This is a genomic window from Sphingomonas sp. RIT328, from assembly GCF_000632225.1.
Classification (GTDB): domain Bacteria; phylum Pseudomonadota; class Alphaproteobacteria; order Sphingomonadales; family Sphingomonadaceae; genus Sphingomonas; species Sphingomonas kyungheensis.
In genome coordinates this window covers 24,070-40,451 of sequence record NZ_JFYV01000016.1, presented here as the reverse complement: position 1 = coordinate 40,451, position 16,382 = coordinate 24,070, and the positions used below count along the sequence as shown (strand labels likewise).

Sequence of the window (16,382 nt, the reverse complement as noted above, 5' to 3'; positions counted from 1 at the left end):
CGAGCCTCACCCGGAGGTGCAGCGCGCGCCATCCGCCGGCCGGCGCAAAGCGAGATAGACGGTGCTCCACAATTGCGCGGCGTTGGATTCGTCGACGTCCGCGCCCGCCGCGCCGAACGGCACGACCTGATAGCGCCCCCCGGCATAGCGCCACGACCAGAGCTCCGAACTCTGCACCGCCCGCGTCGCCTCGATCCCGTCCCACAGGCACGCCTGCGCCTGCGCCAGCGCCGCGCGCGTCGGCGCCGACAGGTCGCGCCGGTCGAGCTGGCGGGCGAGGCCGGCGGCGACCAGCGCCTGCTGCCAGCTCCACACGACGGTACCGTGATAGGCGTTGGCCGAGAAGCGCCGCTGGATCGCCGCGCCGGCGAAGGCGGGGTTGGCGACGAGCATCCCCGCGCCGGTGCGCAGCCCGGCGGGGAAGGGGCGGGCGAAGGTCGCCGCCATCACCTGCAACGCCGCTTCGGCCGGCCGGTCGAACAGCAAGGCGAAACCGGGGTCGCTGTTCTGCACCGGGATCGGCCGGCCGGCGGCATCGAGCGCGATCGCCGGGAAGCGCAGCCCGGCGGCGGGGATCGCCTGCCCCGCCGGCGCATCGGGCACGCCGATCGCGCGGGCATAATCCGTCACCTGCCGACGGGCGGTGTCCGCGGGCAGCGTCACGTCGAACAGCGACGGCGCCTGCGCGCGCCATGCCGCGGCGATCCGCGCGGCCTGGGCGAAGGGCGCGGCATCGCCCGCGGCGAGATAGGGTCGCAGCAGCCCGCTCGCCTGCAACGCCACCGCCGCGTCGAGCGCCGCGGGGACGAGCACCGCATTGACGTCATAGGGAATGCGCCCGCCGGCGAGCCCGTCGTTGCTGTCGCGCCATTCGCCGGCATCCATCCCCGGCTTGAGCGCGATCAGTCGCGACGGCACCGGATCGCGCGCGAAGGGCGCCGCCCGGGCGAGGACGAAGCGCAGGTTGCGGACCAGCCGCGCCCCCGCCGTCTCGCCGTCGACGCGCTGCGCCAGATAGGCCGCCGCCCGCGTGCGCCCGCGCGGATCGTCGAGCAGCCAGGCACGGGCGACCGGCGCCAGCATATAGTCGCTGTCGACCATGTTGTAATTGTACACCGGCGCAGCGGAGGAACTGCCGTCGCTCTTGCGGTGATCGAGGATCGCGAATTCGCCGATATCCTCCTCATGCGCCACCTCGCCCTCGCGCGAGAGGCGGGCGAGCACCGAGGTCAGCCCGGTCTCGACCGCCTGCGGTTGCAGCGCCGGCATCAGCAGCCGCACCGACATCAGGGTGTCGCGCCCGAAATAGGTGTCGAAGCGCCACGAGCCGGCGAGGAACTTCTCGCGATAGCTGAGGAAGGTCAGCGCGTCGCGTGCGCCCGCGTCGGGCTGCGCATGCGCATTGAGCAGATCGTCGCCGCCCCGCGGGGTGAGCGGCGTCTCGCCGGTCAGCGCGGTGACGGCGAGGCGGATGACGCCGTCCGCGCCCGCGAGGATCGCGCCATCGGCGATGCGCCCGCCGACGACGGTCATCGCAAGATCATAGCCCGCCGCGCCGTCGAGCCGGTCGCGCGACCAGTGGATGGCGTTGCCGGTGGTGGCGGCGGTGGTCAGCACCTCGGCCGGCGCCTTGCCGAGCGCCTGATAGTCGCGGATCACGCGGATGCTCGACAGCACCGCCTGCTGCGGCACCAGCCTGGCGGCGGGGATCGCGACGGTGAAGCGCACGCCGTGCAGCGGGCGGCCGCGCGCGTCCGCCTGCGTCACCGGCTGCGGCTGCCCGGCCAGCGTCCATTGCGCCGCGCCGGCGAGCGGCGCGAACCAGAGCGCGACGCCGCTATTGCCCGCCGGGAAGGCGACGAGCAGCCGTGGCACCTTCCCCGATCGCAGCACGACATGCGCCGCGACCGGCCCCGATCGCACGAAACTGTTGAGGTTGAGCCCCTCGCGCACGCCATACTGCTGCACCGGCGTCGCGCCGGTCAGCGCCACCGCCGCGGCGGCGACGAGCGGCGCGCGCCGCACCGTCGCCAGCCACCGCGCACCCGTCCGCGCGCTCACAGCTTGAGCGTCGCGCTCATCAGCGCATTGCGACCGACGATCGCGCGGCCGTAGAAATAGCCATCGGTGATCGTCTGCGTCTGCCCCTGGCGCGGATTGCCCTCGGTGAAGCCCTTGGCGTTGGTCAGGTTGTCGACGCTGAACGTCAGGTTGAGGCGCGGACTGACGTCGACGCTCGCGCCGACGGTGAAGACGCTGTACGCCGGCAGCGCGATGCCGTTGCCGCTGTCGGCGAAGATCTTGCCGACATATTTCCAGCGGCCGTAGATCTCGCCGAGCCCGCCCGGCAGGATGAACGACGGTGTCACCGTCAGCAGCTTCTTGGGCGTGCGTTCGGGGGTATTGCCCTCATATTGCGTCTGCGCGACCCCGTCGAAGCGCAGGTTGCTGAGCTTGGGGTCCTGATAGACGCCCTGCGCATCGATGCTGAAGAAGCTGACCGGGCGCAGCGTCGCATCGACCTGCACGCCGTTGGTGAAATTGTCGGCGAGCGCGTTGCTCGCCACCGCCGGATTGTCGGGGTTGATGAACTGATAGGATTGGTCGCGGAATTCGGTGCGGAAGCCGATCACCGAGGCGTTGAACATCCGCGACTTGAACCGCACGCCGCCTTCGTAGAGCGTCAGGCCGGTCGGTTTGTGCGTGCCGCCGGTATCGCCCCCGTTGGTCTGGAAGCCGTGCGCGCCGCGGACGTAGAGCGCGATATGATCGGTCAGCTCGTAATTGATGCCGCCGGTATAGGCCCAGTCGGAATAATTGGCGCTCTGCCGCGTATAGGTGCCGTCGAAGGTGCTGCCGACATTGTCGTAGAGACCGGGCGTGCCGGCGGGGACGAGCGCGTTGGTCGTGGCGGTGTTGCCGATCGCGACGCGGACGTGCTGATGCTCGTAGCGCGCGCCGAAGTCGATGTGCAGCCGGTCGCCGATGGTCAGTTCGTCGTTGAAATAGCCCGACAGCGATGTCACCTCGTCGTTGAACAGGCCCTGGCCCCAATTGCCGTAATTGACCAGGCCGTTGTTGGTCAGCGCGCCGAGCACGCCGCCCGAGGCATCGAGCGCGACCATGTCATAGACGTTGGAATCGTTGCGCACGTCGTTGAGCACGGTGGCGACCGCCGACTGGTCGTTGCGCCGGCGAACGTTGTAGACCATGCCGCCGACGGTCAGCGAGTTCTGGAAGCCGCCGCTGCCCGCATCCCATTTCGCGCCGAAGTCGCTGCCGAAGTCCTTGGTGGTCAGCGTCTGGTGGTTGAGCACCGTCTGCTGGAGCAGGCCGTTGCCGTTGAGCGCGTTGAGCGTCGCGGTGTCGGACGCGGCGATCACCTGCCCGGTGCGGATGTTGCGCAGGCCATATTGCGCGACCGTCGGGAAGCGGATCTGCGCGACCTGGAAATAGGTCAGCGTCGTGCCGTTGAGCGGGGTCAGCCCGGCGAGCGGCGAATTGGCCGGCGTCAGGTAATTGAGCGCGGAGGTCAGCCCCGCGGTGCCCGATCCGCTGCCCGGGAAGATGCCGTTGAAATCGTACGATCCGTCGAGATAGCGCGCGCGCCCGAACAGCCGCACGCTCGAGCTGACCGGCAGCTCGACGTCAACCCGGTAGGTGGTCGACTTGACGTGGACGCCGTCCGCCGAGCTGAACCGGCGCAGCGACTGGCCGGTCGCCGGCGCGTCGGGGACGAGGAACTGGGTGAAGCCGCGCCCGCCGACATCGTCGCGCTTGAGGTCGAGGCCGGGGACGCTGCTGATCGTGCCGTCGCTGGCGACGCGGAACGGCATGTCGGCATAATAAGGGAAATGCTTGTCGCCGTGCTTGACCGTCAGGCGGAACAGGCCGCCGCTGTCGAACTTCTTCTCCAGCATCGCCTTGACGTCATAGGCGTTGAAGGTGAACGGCGTGCGCCGGACGCCCTTCTGCGAGGTGATATAGCCGCCGACGTTGAACGCCCAGCCGTCGGCGATCGGCGCGGAGAAATAGCCGTCGGCGCGCAGGTCGCCATAGCTCGCGCCGGTATAGCGGACCATCGCGGTCGCCTTGTCGTGGTCGGGCTTCATGGAGATGAAGTTGATCGTCGCGCCCGCGCCGTTCGGCGCCAGCACGCCCGAGGTGCCGCCCTCGACCGCTTCCAGCCGGTTGATCGTGATGTCGTTCTGGAAATAGAAATCGGCGCCGCTGCCGCCGTAGAGGATCGGCATGCCGTCCTCCTCCAGCGTGATGAACTGCTGGCTGCCGCCGCGCAGGCCGCGGACCGAATAATTGTTCGAGATCGGCCCGGCGGTGCCCTCGACGAACACGCCCGGCACCAGCTCGAGCGTCTCGGCGGTCGAGCGCGGCGCCTTGCGCAGCAGGTCCGCGGCGCTCGCCAGCGTGACGTTGGACGAGGAGTTGAACAAGGTGCGCCGGTCCGAGGTGTTGCCGGTGACGATGATGTCGTTCTGCGGGCTGTCGGCCGCCGCATCGGTGTCGGCGGGGTCGGCCTGCGGCGTCGCGTCGGTCGCGGTCGCCGGCGCCGTGTCCTGCTGCGGCGCATAGGCGATGGTGTGCGCCACGCCCGGCCTGCTCGCGGCGATCACCGCGGTGCGCCCGTCGAACGACACCAGCCGCAGCCGCGTCGTGCCGATCAGCCGGCGCAGCCCGTCCTCGATCGGGAGCTGTCCCTTGACCGCGGCGACGGTCTCGCCGCGGGTGACGTCGCTCGGCGCGAGGATCTGGATGCCCGCCTGTTGCGCGAAGCGGACGAGGCCGGTCGCGGCCGGCTGGCGCGGCACGTTGAAGCTCCGCACGCCGGTCTGCGCCGCGGCGGCGGGCGTCGCAAACCCGGCGGCGATCGCGACGACCGATACGAGCGGCAGACTCAAAAACTGGCTGTTGCGCATCACACACCCCTCCTGAACGTTTTTTCGATGCGCTTCATCCGGCGCTGATCGTAGGATGGGCCGGCGCGCGATTTCCGTCAGGTCCGATGCGGTTTTTTTCAGGGAACGATGCGCGTCACCTCCGTCCCGTCGGGCGCGTGGTGCCGCTCGACCCGGCCGCCGACCATCGCCGCGCTCGCCGTCGCGAAGCCGTCGACGTCATAGGTGCGGAACCAGCCGACGACGCGCCGCCCGGCGAGCGGCGGCGCGACCTCCAGCCGGTCGCTGTTGTAGCGGTTGAACTCGGCCGCGGCGGCGCCGAGCGTCATGTCGTCGAGCACGATCCGCCCCTCGCGCCATGCCAGTTGCTGGTCCGACGCCTGCGGCGACAGCGGCCGCACCTGCGGCGCCTCGCCGGCGTTGAGCACCGCATAGCGGCCGGCGGGGACGGTGATCGCCGCATCGGGACTGGCGACCGACCAGATCCGAACGACGCCCTTGGTGACGACGACGCGCGCCGCATCGCCCTGGCGGCGAACGTCGAAGGCGGTGCCGACCGCCTGGACGCGCACCGGCCCGCTGGCCACCACGAACGGCCGCGCCGGATTGTGCGCGACCTGGAACCACGCCTCGCCGCGGCGCACCTCGACATCGCGGCGACCGGGGGTGAAGGCGACGCGCAGGCTCGTGCCGCTGTTGACCAGCGCGACCGAACCATCGGCGAGCGGCATCCGCCGCACCTCGCCGACGCCGGTGTCGATCCGCGCGACCGGCGCCGGCCACAGCGCGACGGCGAGGCCGGCGACCAGCGCCGTTCCGGCCGCCGCCCCGGCGAACCGCCACCGGCGCGCGGGGGGGGCGGTCGCCGCCTCCGCCGGGTTCGCGCCGGACAGAGCACGGCCGCGGTCGAGCAGGCTCAGCGTCGCCTGTGCGCGCAGCAGCGCGCCGCGATGGCGGCGATCCTCGGCGAGCCACAGCGGCAGCGCGGCGGCCTCCGCCGCATCGAGCCCGCGGTCGATCGCGGCCGCCCAGCGACAGGCGATATCATCGATCATCGCCAGCCCCCCGCATCGCGCCGCGCCCGCCGCGCCACGCCGCGCGGCCGGCGGATCGGCAGTTCGGCCTTCTCCTCGTCGGTCAATTGGTCGAGAATGCGGCGCAACCCGCGCGCGATGTCATTCTCGACGACCGTCTCGGACACGCGCAGCTGCGTCGCGATGTCGCGCTGCGCGATGCCGTCGATCTTGCGCAGCCGGAAGATCTGGCGCGCGCGTTCGGGCAGGGCATCGATCAGCCGCTCGATCCGCGCCAGCATATGGCGGTCGGCGACGATCTCCTCGGGCGAGCATGCCGTCTCGGGCGCCGATTCGAGGTCGGCGAGGCCGCTCGCCGCCTCGATCCGCACCACCCGGTCGCGGCGGATCTGTTCGAGCACGACGTTGCGCGCGGTGCGGAAGAAATAGCTGCGCGGATCGCTGATATGGTCGAAGGCGTCGAGCCCGGCGAGCCGGCAATAGGTCTCCTGCACGACATCGTCGATATCGGCGGCGGGAAAGGCCGCGCGCAGCCACAGCCGCACCTGCCGCTCGTGCGGCAGGACGTGACGGCCGACCCAGGCAATCAGCTGATCCGAATGCACGCTTTGTCCCCTCGCATCCCAGGATGCAGCAGCGCAAGATTTCCGTCGCCGCGGCACCCTTTTGTCGGGCCACGCCGGCGCCGGTGCGGGTCGGACGGCATGCGGCCCGGCCGGGCCGCATGCCGTCCGACCCGCACCGGCGCCGGCGTGGCCCGACAAAAGGGTGCCGCGGCGACGGAAATCTTGCGCTGCTGCATCCTGGGATGCGAGGGGACAAAGCGTGCATTCGGATCAGCTGATTGCCTGGGTCGGCCGTCACGTCCTGCCGCACGAGCGGCAGGTGCGGCTGTGGCTGCGCGCGGCCTTTCCCGCCGCCGATATCGACGATGTCGTGCAGGAGACCTATTGCCGGCTCGCCGGGCTCGACGCCTTCGACCATATCAGCGATCCGCGCAGCTATTTCTTCCGCACCGCGCGCAACGTCGTGCTCGAACAGATCCGCCGCGACCGGGTGGTGCGGATCGAGGCGGCGAGCGGCCTCGCCGACCTCGAATCGGCGCCCGAGACGGCATGCTCGCCCGAGGAGATCGTCGCCGACCGCCATATGCTGGCGCGGATCGAGCGGCTGATCGATGCCCTGCCCGAACGCGCGCGCCAGATCTTCCGGCTGCGCAAGATCGACGGCATCGCGCAGCGCGACATCGCGACGCAGCTGCGCGTGTCCGAGACGGTCGTCGAGAATGACATCGCGCGCGGGTTGCGCCGCATTCTCGACCAATTGACCGACGAGGAGAAGGCCGAACTGCCGATCCGCCGGCCGCGCGGCGTGGCGCGGCGGGCGCGGCGCGATGCGGGGGGCTGGCGATGATCGATGATATCGCCTGTCGCTGGGCGGCCGCGATCGACCGCGGGCTCGATGCGGCGGAGGCCGCCGCGCTGCCGCTGTGGCTCGCCGAGGATCGCCGCCATCGCGGCGCGCTGCTGCGCGCACAGGCGACGCTGAGCCTGCTCGACCGCGGCCGTGCTCTGTCCGGCGCGAACCCGGCGGAGGCGGCGACCGCCCCCCCCGCGCGCCGGTGGCGGTTCGCCGGGGCGGCGGCCGGAACGGCGCTGGTCGCCGGCCTCGCCGTCGCGCTGTGGCCGGCGCCGGTCGCGCGGATCGACACCGGCGTCGGCGAGGTGCGGCGGATGCCGCTCGCCGATGGTTCGGTCGCGCTGGTCAACAGCGGCACGAGCCTGCGCGTCGCCTTCACCCCCGGTCGCCGCGATGTCGAGGTGCGCCGCGGCGAGGCGTGGTTCCAGGTCGCGCACAATCCGGCGCGGCCGTTCGTGGTGGCCAGCGGGCCGGTGCGCGTCCAGGCGGTCGGCACCGCCTTCGACGTTCGCCGCCAGGGCGATGCGGCGCGCGTCGTCGTCACCAAGGGCGTCGTTCGGATCTGGTCGGTCGCCAGTCCCGATGCGGCGATCACCGTCCCCGCCGGCCGCTATGCGGTGCTCAACGCCGGCGAGGCGCCGCAGGTGCGGCCGCTGTCGCCGCAGGCGTCGGACCAGCAACTGGCATGGCGCGAGGGGCGGATCGTGCTCGACGACATGACGCTCGGCGCCGCCGCGGCCGAGTTCAACCGCTACAACAGCGACCGGCTGGAGGTCGCGCCGCCGCTCGCCGGGCGGCGCGTCGTCGGCTGGTTCCGCACCTATGACGTCGACGGCTTCGCGACGGCGAGCGCGGCGATGGTCGGCGGCCGGGTCGAGCGGCACCACGCGCCCGACGGGACGGAGGTGACGCGCATCGTTCCCTGAAAAAAACCGCATCGGACCTGACGGAAATCGCGCGCCGGCCCATCCTACGATCAGCGCCGGATGAAGCGCATCGAAAAAACGTTCAGGAGGGGTGTGTGATGCGCAACAGCCAGTTTTTGAGTCTGCCGCTCGTATCGGTCGTCGCGATCGCCGCCGGGTTTGCGACGCCCGCCGCCGCGGCGCAGACCGGCGTGCGGAGCTTCAACGTGCCGCGCCAGCCGGCCGCGACCGGCCTCGTCCGCTTCGCGCAACAGGCGGGCATCCAGATCCTCGCGCCGAGCGACGTCACCCGCGGCGAGACCGTCGCCGCGGTCAAGGGACAGCTCCCGATCGAGGACGGGCTGCGCCGGCTGATCGGCACGACGCGGCTGCGGCTGGTGTCGTTCGACGGGCGCACCGCGGTGATCGCCGCGAGCAGGCCGGGCGTGGCGCACACCATCGCCTATGCGCCGCAGCAGGACACGGCGCCGGCGACCGCGACCGACGCGACGCCGCAGGCCGACCCCGCCGACACCGATGCGGCGGCCGACAGCCCGCAGAACGACATCATCGTCACCGGCAACACCTCGGACCGGCGCACCTTGTTCAACTCCTCGTCCAACGTCACGCTGGCGAGCGCCGCGGACCTGCTGCGCAAGGCGCCGCGCTCGACCGCCGAGACGCTCGAGCTGGTGCCGGGCGTGTTCGTCGAGGGCACCGCCGGGCCGATCTCGAACAATTATTCGGTCCGCGGCCTGCGCGGCGGCAGCCAGCAGTTCATCACGCTGGAGGAGGACGGCATGCCGATCCTCTACGGCGGCAGCGGCGCCGATTTCTATTTCCAGAACGACATCACGATCAACCGGCTGGAAGCGGTCGAGGGCGGCACCTCGGGCGTGCTGGCGCCGAACGGCGCGGGCGCGACGATCAACTTCATCTCCATGAAGCCCGACCACGACAAGGCGACCGCGATGGTCCGCTATACCGGCGCGAGCTATGGCGACCTGCGCGCCGACGGCTATTTCTCCGCGCCGATCGCCGACGGCTGGGCGTTCAACGTCGGCGGCTATATCACCTCGCAGAAGGGCGTCCGGCGCACGCCGTTCACCTTCAACGCCTATGACGTCAAGGCGATGCTGGAGAAGAAGTTCGACAGCGGCGGCCTGTTCCGCCTGACGGTCAAGCACGGCGACAAGCATTTCCCTTATTATGCCGACATGCCGTTCCGCGTCGCCAGCGACGGCACGATCAGCAGCGTCCCCGGCCTCGACCTCAAGCGCGACGATGTCGGCGGGCGCGGCTTCACCCAGTTCCTCGTCCCCGACGCGCCGGCGACCGGCCAGTCGCTGCGCCGGTTCAGCTCGGCGGACGGCGTCCACGTCAAGTCGACCACCTACCGGGTTGACGTCGAGCTGCCGGTCAGCTCGAGCGTGCGGCTGTTCGGGCGCGCGCGCTATCTCGACGGATCGTACGATTTCAACGGCATCTTCCCGGGCAGCGGATCGGGCACCGCGGGGCTGACCTCCGCGCTCAATTACCTGACGCCGGCCAATTCGCCGCTCGCCGGGCTGACCCCGCTCAACGGCACGACGCTGACCTATTTCCAGGTCGCGCAGATCCGCTTCCCGACGGTCGCGCAATATGGCCTGCGCAACATCCGCACCGGGCAGGTGATCGCCGCGTCCGACACCGCGACGCTCAACGCGCTCAACGGCAACGGCCTGCTCCAGCAGACGGTGCTCAACCACCAGACGCTGACCACCAAGGACTTCGGCAGCGACTTCGGCGCGAAATGGGATGCGGGCAGCGGCGGCTTCCAGAACTCGCTGACCGTCGGCGGCATGGTCTACAACGTTCGCCGGCGCAACGACCAGTCGGCGGTCGCCACCGTGCTCAACGACGTGCGCAACGATTCCAACGTCTATGACATGGTCGCGCTCGATGCCTCGGGCGGCGTGCTCGGCGCGCTGACCAACAACGGCCTGGTCAATTACGGCAATTGGGGCCAGGGCCTGTTCAACGACGAGGTGACATCGCTGTCGGGCTATTTCAACGACGAACTGACCATCGGCGACCGGCTGCACATCGACTTCGGCGCGCGCTACGAGCATCAGCACGTCCGCGTCGCGATCGGCAACACCGCCACGACCAACGCGCTCGTCCCCGCCGGCACGCCCGGTCTCTACGACAATGTCGGCAGCACCTTCGACGGCACCTATACGCGGCAGAGCGCCAATTATTCCGACTGGGCCTATACCGGCGGCATCAATTACGAGCTGACCGATCATATCGCGCTCTACGTCCGCGGCGCGCACGGCTTCCAGACCAACGGGGGCGATACCGGCGGCACGCACAAACCGACCGGCCTGACGCTCTACGAAGGCGGCGTGCGGTTCAAGTCGCGGATGTTCAACGCCTCGGTGATCGGCTTCCGCACCGAATTCCGCGACCAATCCTATCAGTTCATCAACCCCGACAATCCGGCGGTGGCGAGCAACGCGCTCGCCGACAATTTCACCAACGGCGTGCAGGTCGATGCGACGCTGCGCCCGGTCAGCTTCTTCAGCATCGATGCGCAGGGCGTCTATCAGGACCCCAAGCTCAGCAACCTGCGCTTCGACGGGGTCGCGCAGACGCAATATGAGGGCAATACCCCCGAACGCACGCCCAAGAAGCTGCTGACGGTGACACCGTCGTTCATCCTGCCGGGCGGGCTCGGCGAGATCTACGGCCGCTGGAAATATGTCGGCAAGATCTTCGCCGACAGCGGCAACGGCATCGCGCTGCCGGCGTACAGCGTCTTCACCGTCGGCGCGAGCGTCGACGTCAGTCCGCGCCTCAACCTGACGTTCAGCGTCGACAACCTGACCAACGCCAAGGGCTTCACCGAGGGCAATCCGCGCCAGGGGCAGACGCAGACGATCACCGATGGCTATTTCTACGGCCGCGCGATCGTCGGTCGCAATGCGCTGATGAGCGCGACGCTCAAGCTGTGAGCGCGCGGACGGGTGCGCGGTGGCTGGCGACGGTGCGGCGCGCGCCGCTCGTCGCCGCCGCGGCGGTGGCGCTGACCGGCGCGACGCCGGTGCAGCAGTATGGCGTGCGCGAGGGGCTCAACCTCAACAGTTTCGTGCGATCGGGGCCGGTCGCGGCGCATGTCGTGCTGCGATCGGGGAAGGTGCCACGGCTGCTCGTCGCCTTCCCGGCGGGCAATAGCGGCGTCGCGCTCTGGTTCGCGCCGCTCGCCGGCGCGGCGCAATGGACGCTGGCCGGGCAGCCGCAGCCGGTGACGCAGGCGGACGCGCGCGGCCGCCCGCTGCACGGCGTGCGCTTCACCGTCGCGATCCCCGCCGCCAGGCTGGTGCCGCAGCAGGCGGTGCTGTCGAGCATCCGCGTGATCCGCGACTATCAGGCGCTCGGCAAGGCGCCGGCCGAGGTGCTGACCACCGCCGCCACCACCGGCAACGCCATCCACTGGTCGCGCGACCGGCTCGACGGCGCGGCGGGCTATGATCTTGCGATGACCGTCGTCGGCGGGCGCATCGCCGATGGCGCGATCCTCGCGGGCGCGGACGGCGTCATCCGCCTCGCCGTCACCGCGCTGACCGGCGAGACGCCGCTCACCCCGCGGGGCGGCGACGATCTGCTCAATGCGCATGCGCAGCCCGACGCGGGCGCACGCGACGCGCTGACCTTCCTCAGCTATCGCGAGAAGTTCCTCGCCGGCTCGTGGCGCTTCGACACCTATTTCGGGCGCGACACCCTGATGTCGGTGCGGCTGCTGATGCCGGCGCTGCAACCGCAGGCGGTCGAGACCGGGCTGACCTCGGTGCTCGCCCGCCTCTCGCGCGAGGGCGAGGTGGCGCATGAGGAGGATATCGGCGAATTCGCGATCCTCGATCACCGCAAGAGCGACGGCAGTTCCTCCGCTGCGCCGGTGTACAATTACAACATGGTCGACAGCGACTATATGCTGGCGCCGGTCGCCCGTGCCTGGCTGCTCGACGATCCGCGCGGGCGCACGCGGGCGGCGGCCTATCTGGCGCAGCGCGTCGACGGCGAGACGGCGGGGGCGCGGCTGGTCCGCAACCTGCGCTTCGTCCTCGCCCGGGCGGCGCCCTTCGCGCGCGATCCGGTGCCGTCGCGACTGATCGCGCTCAAGCCGGGGATGGATGCCGGCGAATGGCGCGACAGCAACGACGGGCTCGCCGGCGGGCGCATTCCCTATGACGTCAATGCGGTGCTCGTCCCCGCGGCGCTCGACGCGGCGGTGGCGTTGCAGGCGAGCGGGCTGCTGCGACCCTATCTCGCCGCGGGCGATGCCGCGCCCTTCGCCCAGGCCGCGCGGATCGCCGCGGCATGGCGCGCGCAGGCGCCGTCGCTGTTCGACGTGACGCTGCCCGCGGACACCGCCCGTCGGCAGGTGACGGATTATGCCCGCGCGATCGGCGTGCCCGATGCGCCGGCGGTGCAGGCGATCCCCGCCGCCGGGCTGCGCTTCCCGGCGATCGCGCTCGATGCCGCCGGCCGGCCGATCCCGGTGCAGAACAGCGACCCCGGTTTCGCCTTGCTGTTCGACCGGCCGGCCGAAGCGGCGTTGCAGGTGATGGCGGCGACCTTCGCCCGCCCCTTCCCCGCCGGGCTGCGCACCGGCGCGGGGATGCTCGTCGCCAACCCCGCCTTCGCCGGCGCGGCGATCCAGCGGCGCTTCTCGGCCAACGCCTATCACGGTACCGTCGTGTGGAGCTGGCAGCAGGCGCTGGTCGCCGCCGGCCTCGCCCGCCAGCTCGACCGGCGCGACCTGTCGGCGCCGACGCGCGCGGCGCTGGCGCAGGCGCAGGCGTGCCTGTGGGACGGGATCGAGGCGACGCGGGCGGTGCAGAGTTCGGAGCTCTGGTCGTGGCGCTATGCCGGGGGGCGCTATCAGGTCGTGCCGTTCGGCGCGGCGGGCGCGGACGTCGACGAATCCAACGCCGCGCAATTGTGGAGCACCGTCTATCTCGCTTTGCGCCGGCCGGCGGATGGCGCGCGCTGCACCTCCGGGTGAGGCTCGCGCTGCTTCGAGAGGTGGATTAGGCTGAGGTCATGACCGCACCGCGCATCCGCCGCATCGTGATCCTGGGCGGCGGCACCGCCGGCTGGATGACCGCCGCGGCGCTGTCGCGCGCGCTGGCGGGGCAAGGCGTGGCGGTCACCCTGGTCGAATCCGAGGCGATCGGCACGATCGGCGTCGGCGAGGCGACGATCCCGACCATCCACTGGTTCAACCAGATCATCGGCCTCGACGAGGCGCGGTTCATGGCCGAGACCAAGGCGACGGTGAAGCTCGGCATCGAGTTCGTCGGCTGGACCGGCGCGGGCAGCCGCTATTTCCATCCCTTCGGCACGTTCGGCCCGGCGGGTGACGGCGCGATGTTCCTCCACCGCCTGATCCGCGGCCGCGCCGAGGGCGATACCGCCGCGACCGAAGCCTATTCGCTCACCGCGCAGATCGCCCGCGCCGGCCGCTTCGCGCGGCCCGTCGCCGACCGGCGCTCGCTGTTGTCGACCCTGGGCTATGCCTATCATTTCGACGCCGGCCTCTATGCGCGTTACCTGCGCGGCCTCGCCGAGCGCGGCGGCACGCAGCGGATCGCCGGGACGGTCGCGCACGTCCGCCGCCATGGCGACAGCGGCTTCGTCGAGGCGCTGACGCTCGACGACGGGCGGGTCGTCGCCGGCGACCTGTTCATCGACTGTTCGGGGCTGCGCGCGCTGCTGATCGGCGAGACGCTCGGCGTCGGCTATGACGACTGGTCGCACTGGCTGCCCTGCGACCGCGCCTGGGCGGCGCCGAGCGCGCCCGAACTGCGGCCCACCCCCTTCACCCGCGCCACCGCGGCGGAGGCGGGCTGGCGCTGGCGCATCCCGCTCCAGCATCGCGTCGGCAACGGCTATGTCTTCGCCAGCCGCTTCCAGGACGAGGAGGCGGCGCGCGCGTCGCTGCTCGCCGGGATGGACGGGCCGGCGACCGCCGAGCCGCGGCTGATCCGCTTCACGCCGGGGCTCCGCCGGCAGGCGTGGCGCGGCAATGTCGTCGCGATCGGCCTCGCCTCGGGCTTTCTCGAACCGCTCGAATCGACCAGCATCCATCTCATCCAGAGCGGCATCGCCAAATTGCTGTCGCTCTTCCCCGCCGCCGATTGTTCGCCGCTGCTGGCGCGGCAGTTCAACCGCGTCTTCGCGCAGGACACGCACGATATCCGCGACTTCCTCATCCTCCATTATCGCGCGACGCAGGGCCGCACCGAGCCGATGTGGCGCGAACGCCAGACGATGGCGATCCCCGACACGCTCGCCGAGCGGCTCGACCATTTCCGCAGCTCGGGCCGGATCGTGCTGACGAGCGACGAACTGTTCCGCGAGGCGAGCTGGTTCGCCGTGCTCGACGGCCAGGGCGAGCGCGCCGGCGACTATAATCCGCTGATCGGCGCGCAGAGCCGCGACGACACTCTCGCCGGCCTCGCCGCCGTGCGCGCCGAGATCGCGCGGACCGCCGCGACGCTGCCGCCGATCGGCGCCGGCCGCTAGCGCCCGCTCAGCCGGTTGCGACGACGCGCAGCCGGCGCTGGTTCGGATCGATCGGGTCGAGGAAGAAGGCGCCCGCGTCGCGCTGCGCGACGAGCCAGGCGACATGCGCCGGCTCGATCCGCTGACCCGGCACCAGCCGCGGCACGCCGGGCGGCGCGGGCGCGATCATCTCCGCCGCGACCCGCCCGGCCGCCGCCTCGATCGGCACCAGCTCGGTCGCGCCGAAGAAGGCCGCGGCGGGATCGTCCTGCATCGTCACCGACAGCGTGCCGATCGCGGGCAGCTGCGCCGGCGCCGGCGGCAGGCCGCTGGTCCCGGCCGCGATCTGCCTGGCGGCGTCGCGCAGGCCCTTGACCAGCGCGCGGACGTCGCGCGCCGTCGTGCCGAGCGACAGCACCGCGAGCAGATGCCGCGCATCGGACAGGCCGACGCTGACCCGATGCCGCGCCACCAGCCAGTCGTCGAGCGCATAGCCGGTGACGCCCCAGGCGGAGACGTCGATCAGCACCTTGGTCGCATCCAGCGCGCTGTCGATCGGCACGTCGGCATCGGTGAAGACGCGCAGCCCGTCGATCGCGGCGAGCTGCGCGCGCAGCCGGTCGGCGAGCGCGAGGACCGGCGTCCACAGCGCCTCGCCGTTGGTGGCATGCTCGCGGCGCACCGCATCGAGACTGGCAAGGATCGGCACCGACGGGCTGGTCGTCTCGAACAGCTCATAGGCGAGCCACAGCCGCTGGAGATCGACGATCCCGCCCTTGGCGAGCAGCGCCGACCCCTGCGTCAGCGCGCCCATCGTCTTGTGCAGGCTATAGACGGCGATATCCGCGCCCTTGGTCAGCGGATCGTCCGGCAGCGCCTCGCAAAAGGCGAAGGCGCCGCCCCAGGCGGCATCGCAGATCAGCGGGATGCCACGCCCGTGGCACAGATCGGCGAGCGCCGCGATATCGCTGGTCACGCCATAATAGGTCGGCGAGACGACGACGACCGCCTTGGCCGCCGGATGATCGTCGAGCGCCCGGCGCAGATCGGCGGCCGTGACGCCATGTTCGATATCCCATTGCGGATCGATCAGGACGGGGACGATCTCCGCATGGAGCCCCGCCGCGAGCGCATGCGCCCGCTCGGCCTTGTGGACGTTGGCGGCGAACAGCATGGTGTCGCCGGGCCGCGCGATCGCGGCGAGCGCGGTATGCAGGCTCTGCGTCGAGCCGCCGGTGACGAAGCGGCAGAAATCCGCCTGCCACGCCTCCGCGGCGAGCTCGTGCGCGCGTTGCAGGACGTGTGCGCCCTCGGTCCGGTCGTCGAGCCCCTTGGGCGTGATGACATCCGCCGCGAACAGCCGGGCACCGAGCAGCGCCTTCGCCTCCTTCGGCACGGCGACGCCCTGATGATGGCCGGGCGCGCCGAAGCCGTGGATGGGATGTCGCTCGAGCTGCTTCAGCGCCTCGAGCAAGGGGGCCTGCTGCTGATCCATCGTCGCATATCCGCTAGAGCCGCGGCGCATCGCTGGCGGTGGGTGAGGAGGTCAGCGCCCGGGGAGG

Annotated in this window: 10 protein-coding genes; 5 read left to right on the top strand and 5 right to left on the bottom strand. The window is 71.1% G+C overall.

Annotated features, from left to right (window positions below; translation table 11 throughout):
- Positions 1–6 precede the first annotated feature (6 nt).
- The 4 genes from BW41_RS09020 to BW41_RS09035 all read right to left on the bottom strand — a co-directional run bounded on the left by BW41_RS09020 (position 7) and on the right by BW41_RS09035 (position 6,552).
- Entirely contained in the window at positions 7–2,061 is a 2,055-nt protein-coding gene (locus BW41_RS09020) for a hypothetical protein (protein WP_235199711.1), read from the bottom strand.
- A complete protein-coding gene (locus tag BW41_RS09025; RefSeq protein ID WP_037533816.1) occupies positions 2,058–4,934 on the bottom strand; it encodes a TonB-dependent receptor domain-containing protein in 2,877 nt (958 codons plus the stop codon). The genes BW41_RS09020 and BW41_RS09025 overlap by 4 nt, the downstream gene beginning before the upstream one ends.
- A gap of 98 nt (positions 4,935–5,032) precedes the next feature.
- On the bottom strand, positions 5,033–5,968 hold the full coding sequence (locus BW41_RS09030) for a FecR family protein (protein WP_037533817.1): 936 nt from the start codon (positions 5,966–5,968) through the stop codon (positions 5,033–5,035).
- Positions 5,965–6,552, bottom strand: coding sequence for an RNA polymerase sigma factor (locus tag BW41_RS09035; protein WP_235199710.1), 588 nt, complete (start codon positions 6,550–6,552; stop codon positions 5,965–5,967). Before BW41_RS09035 ends, BW41_RS09030 begins: the two co-directional genes overlap by 4 nt.
- A gap of 220 nt (positions 6,553–6,772) precedes the next feature.
- Here BW41_RS09035 and BW41_RS09040 point away from each other — a divergent pair, with 220 nt between their 5' ends.
- The 5 genes from BW41_RS09040 to BW41_RS09060 all read left to right on the top strand — a co-directional run bounded on the left by BW41_RS09040 (position 6,773) and on the right by BW41_RS09060 (position 14,841).
- Complete coding sequence (locus BW41_RS09040) at positions 6,773–7,360, top strand: RNA polymerase sigma factor (RefSeq protein ID WP_235199710.1); 588 nt, start codon at positions 6,773–6,775, stop codon at positions 7,358–7,360.
- A complete protein-coding gene (locus tag BW41_RS09045; RefSeq protein ID WP_037533817.1) occupies positions 7,357–8,292 on the top strand; it encodes a FecR family protein in 936 nt (311 codons plus the stop codon). Before BW41_RS09040 ends, BW41_RS09045 begins: the two co-directional genes overlap by 4 nt.
- Before the next feature lie 98 nt (positions 8,293–8,390).
- The gene (locus BW41_RS09050) at positions 8,391–11,267 is read left to right on the top strand and encodes a TonB-dependent receptor domain-containing protein (protein ID WP_037533816.1); all 2,877 of its coding nucleotides are present in this window, start codon (positions 8,391–8,393) and stop codon (positions 11,265–11,267) included.
- Positions 11,264–13,318, top strand: coding sequence for a hypothetical protein (locus BW41_RS09055; RefSeq protein WP_235199708.1), 2,055 nt, complete (start codon positions 11,264–11,266; stop codon positions 13,316–13,318). Before BW41_RS09050 ends, BW41_RS09055 begins: the two co-directional genes overlap by 4 nt.
- A gap of 38 nt (positions 13,319–13,356) precedes the next feature.
- Positions 13,357–14,841, top strand: a complete 1,485-nt coding sequence (locus tag BW41_RS09060) for a tryptophan halogenase family protein (RefSeq protein WP_037533815.1) — start codon at positions 13,357–13,359, stop codon at positions 14,839–14,841.
- A 7-nt stretch (positions 14,842–14,848) separates the two neighbouring features.
- On the opposite strand, the gene BW41_RS09065 is transcribed toward BW41_RS09060, so the two are convergent.
- On the bottom strand, positions 14,849–16,315 hold the full coding sequence (locus tag BW41_RS09065) for an aminotransferase class I/II-fold pyridoxal phosphate-dependent enzyme (protein WP_037533814.1): 1,467 nt from the start codon (positions 16,313–16,315) through the stop codon (positions 14,849–14,851).
- Between the last annotated feature and the right edge of the window lie 67 nt (positions 16,316–16,382).

Excerpts from the sequence above, each read along its gene's own strand:
- BW41_RS09030 (WP_037533817.1), bottom strand. The coding sequence starts at position 5,968 with ATGATCGATGATATCGCCTGTCGCTGGGCGGCCGCGATCGACCGCGGG.
- BW41_RS09025 (WP_037533816.1), bottom strand. The coding sequence starts at position 4,934 with ATGCGCAACAGCCAGTTTTTGAGTCTGCCGCTCGTATCGGTCGTCGCG.
- BW41_RS09065 (WP_037533814.1), bottom strand. The coding sequence starts at position 16,315 with ATGGATCAGCAGCAGGCCCCCTTGCTCGAGGCGCTGAAGCAGCTCGAG.
- BW41_RS09050 (WP_037533816.1), top strand. The coding sequence starts at position 8,391 with ATGCGCAACAGCCAGTTTTTGAGTCTGCCGCTCGTATCGGTCGTCGCG.
- BW41_RS09060 (WP_037533815.1), top strand. The coding sequence starts at position 13,357 with ATGACCGCACCGCGCATCCGCCGCATCGTGATCCTGGGCGGCGGCACC.
- BW41_RS09045 (WP_037533817.1), top strand. The coding sequence starts at position 7,357 with ATGATCGATGATATCGCCTGTCGCTGGGCGGCCGCGATCGACCGCGGG.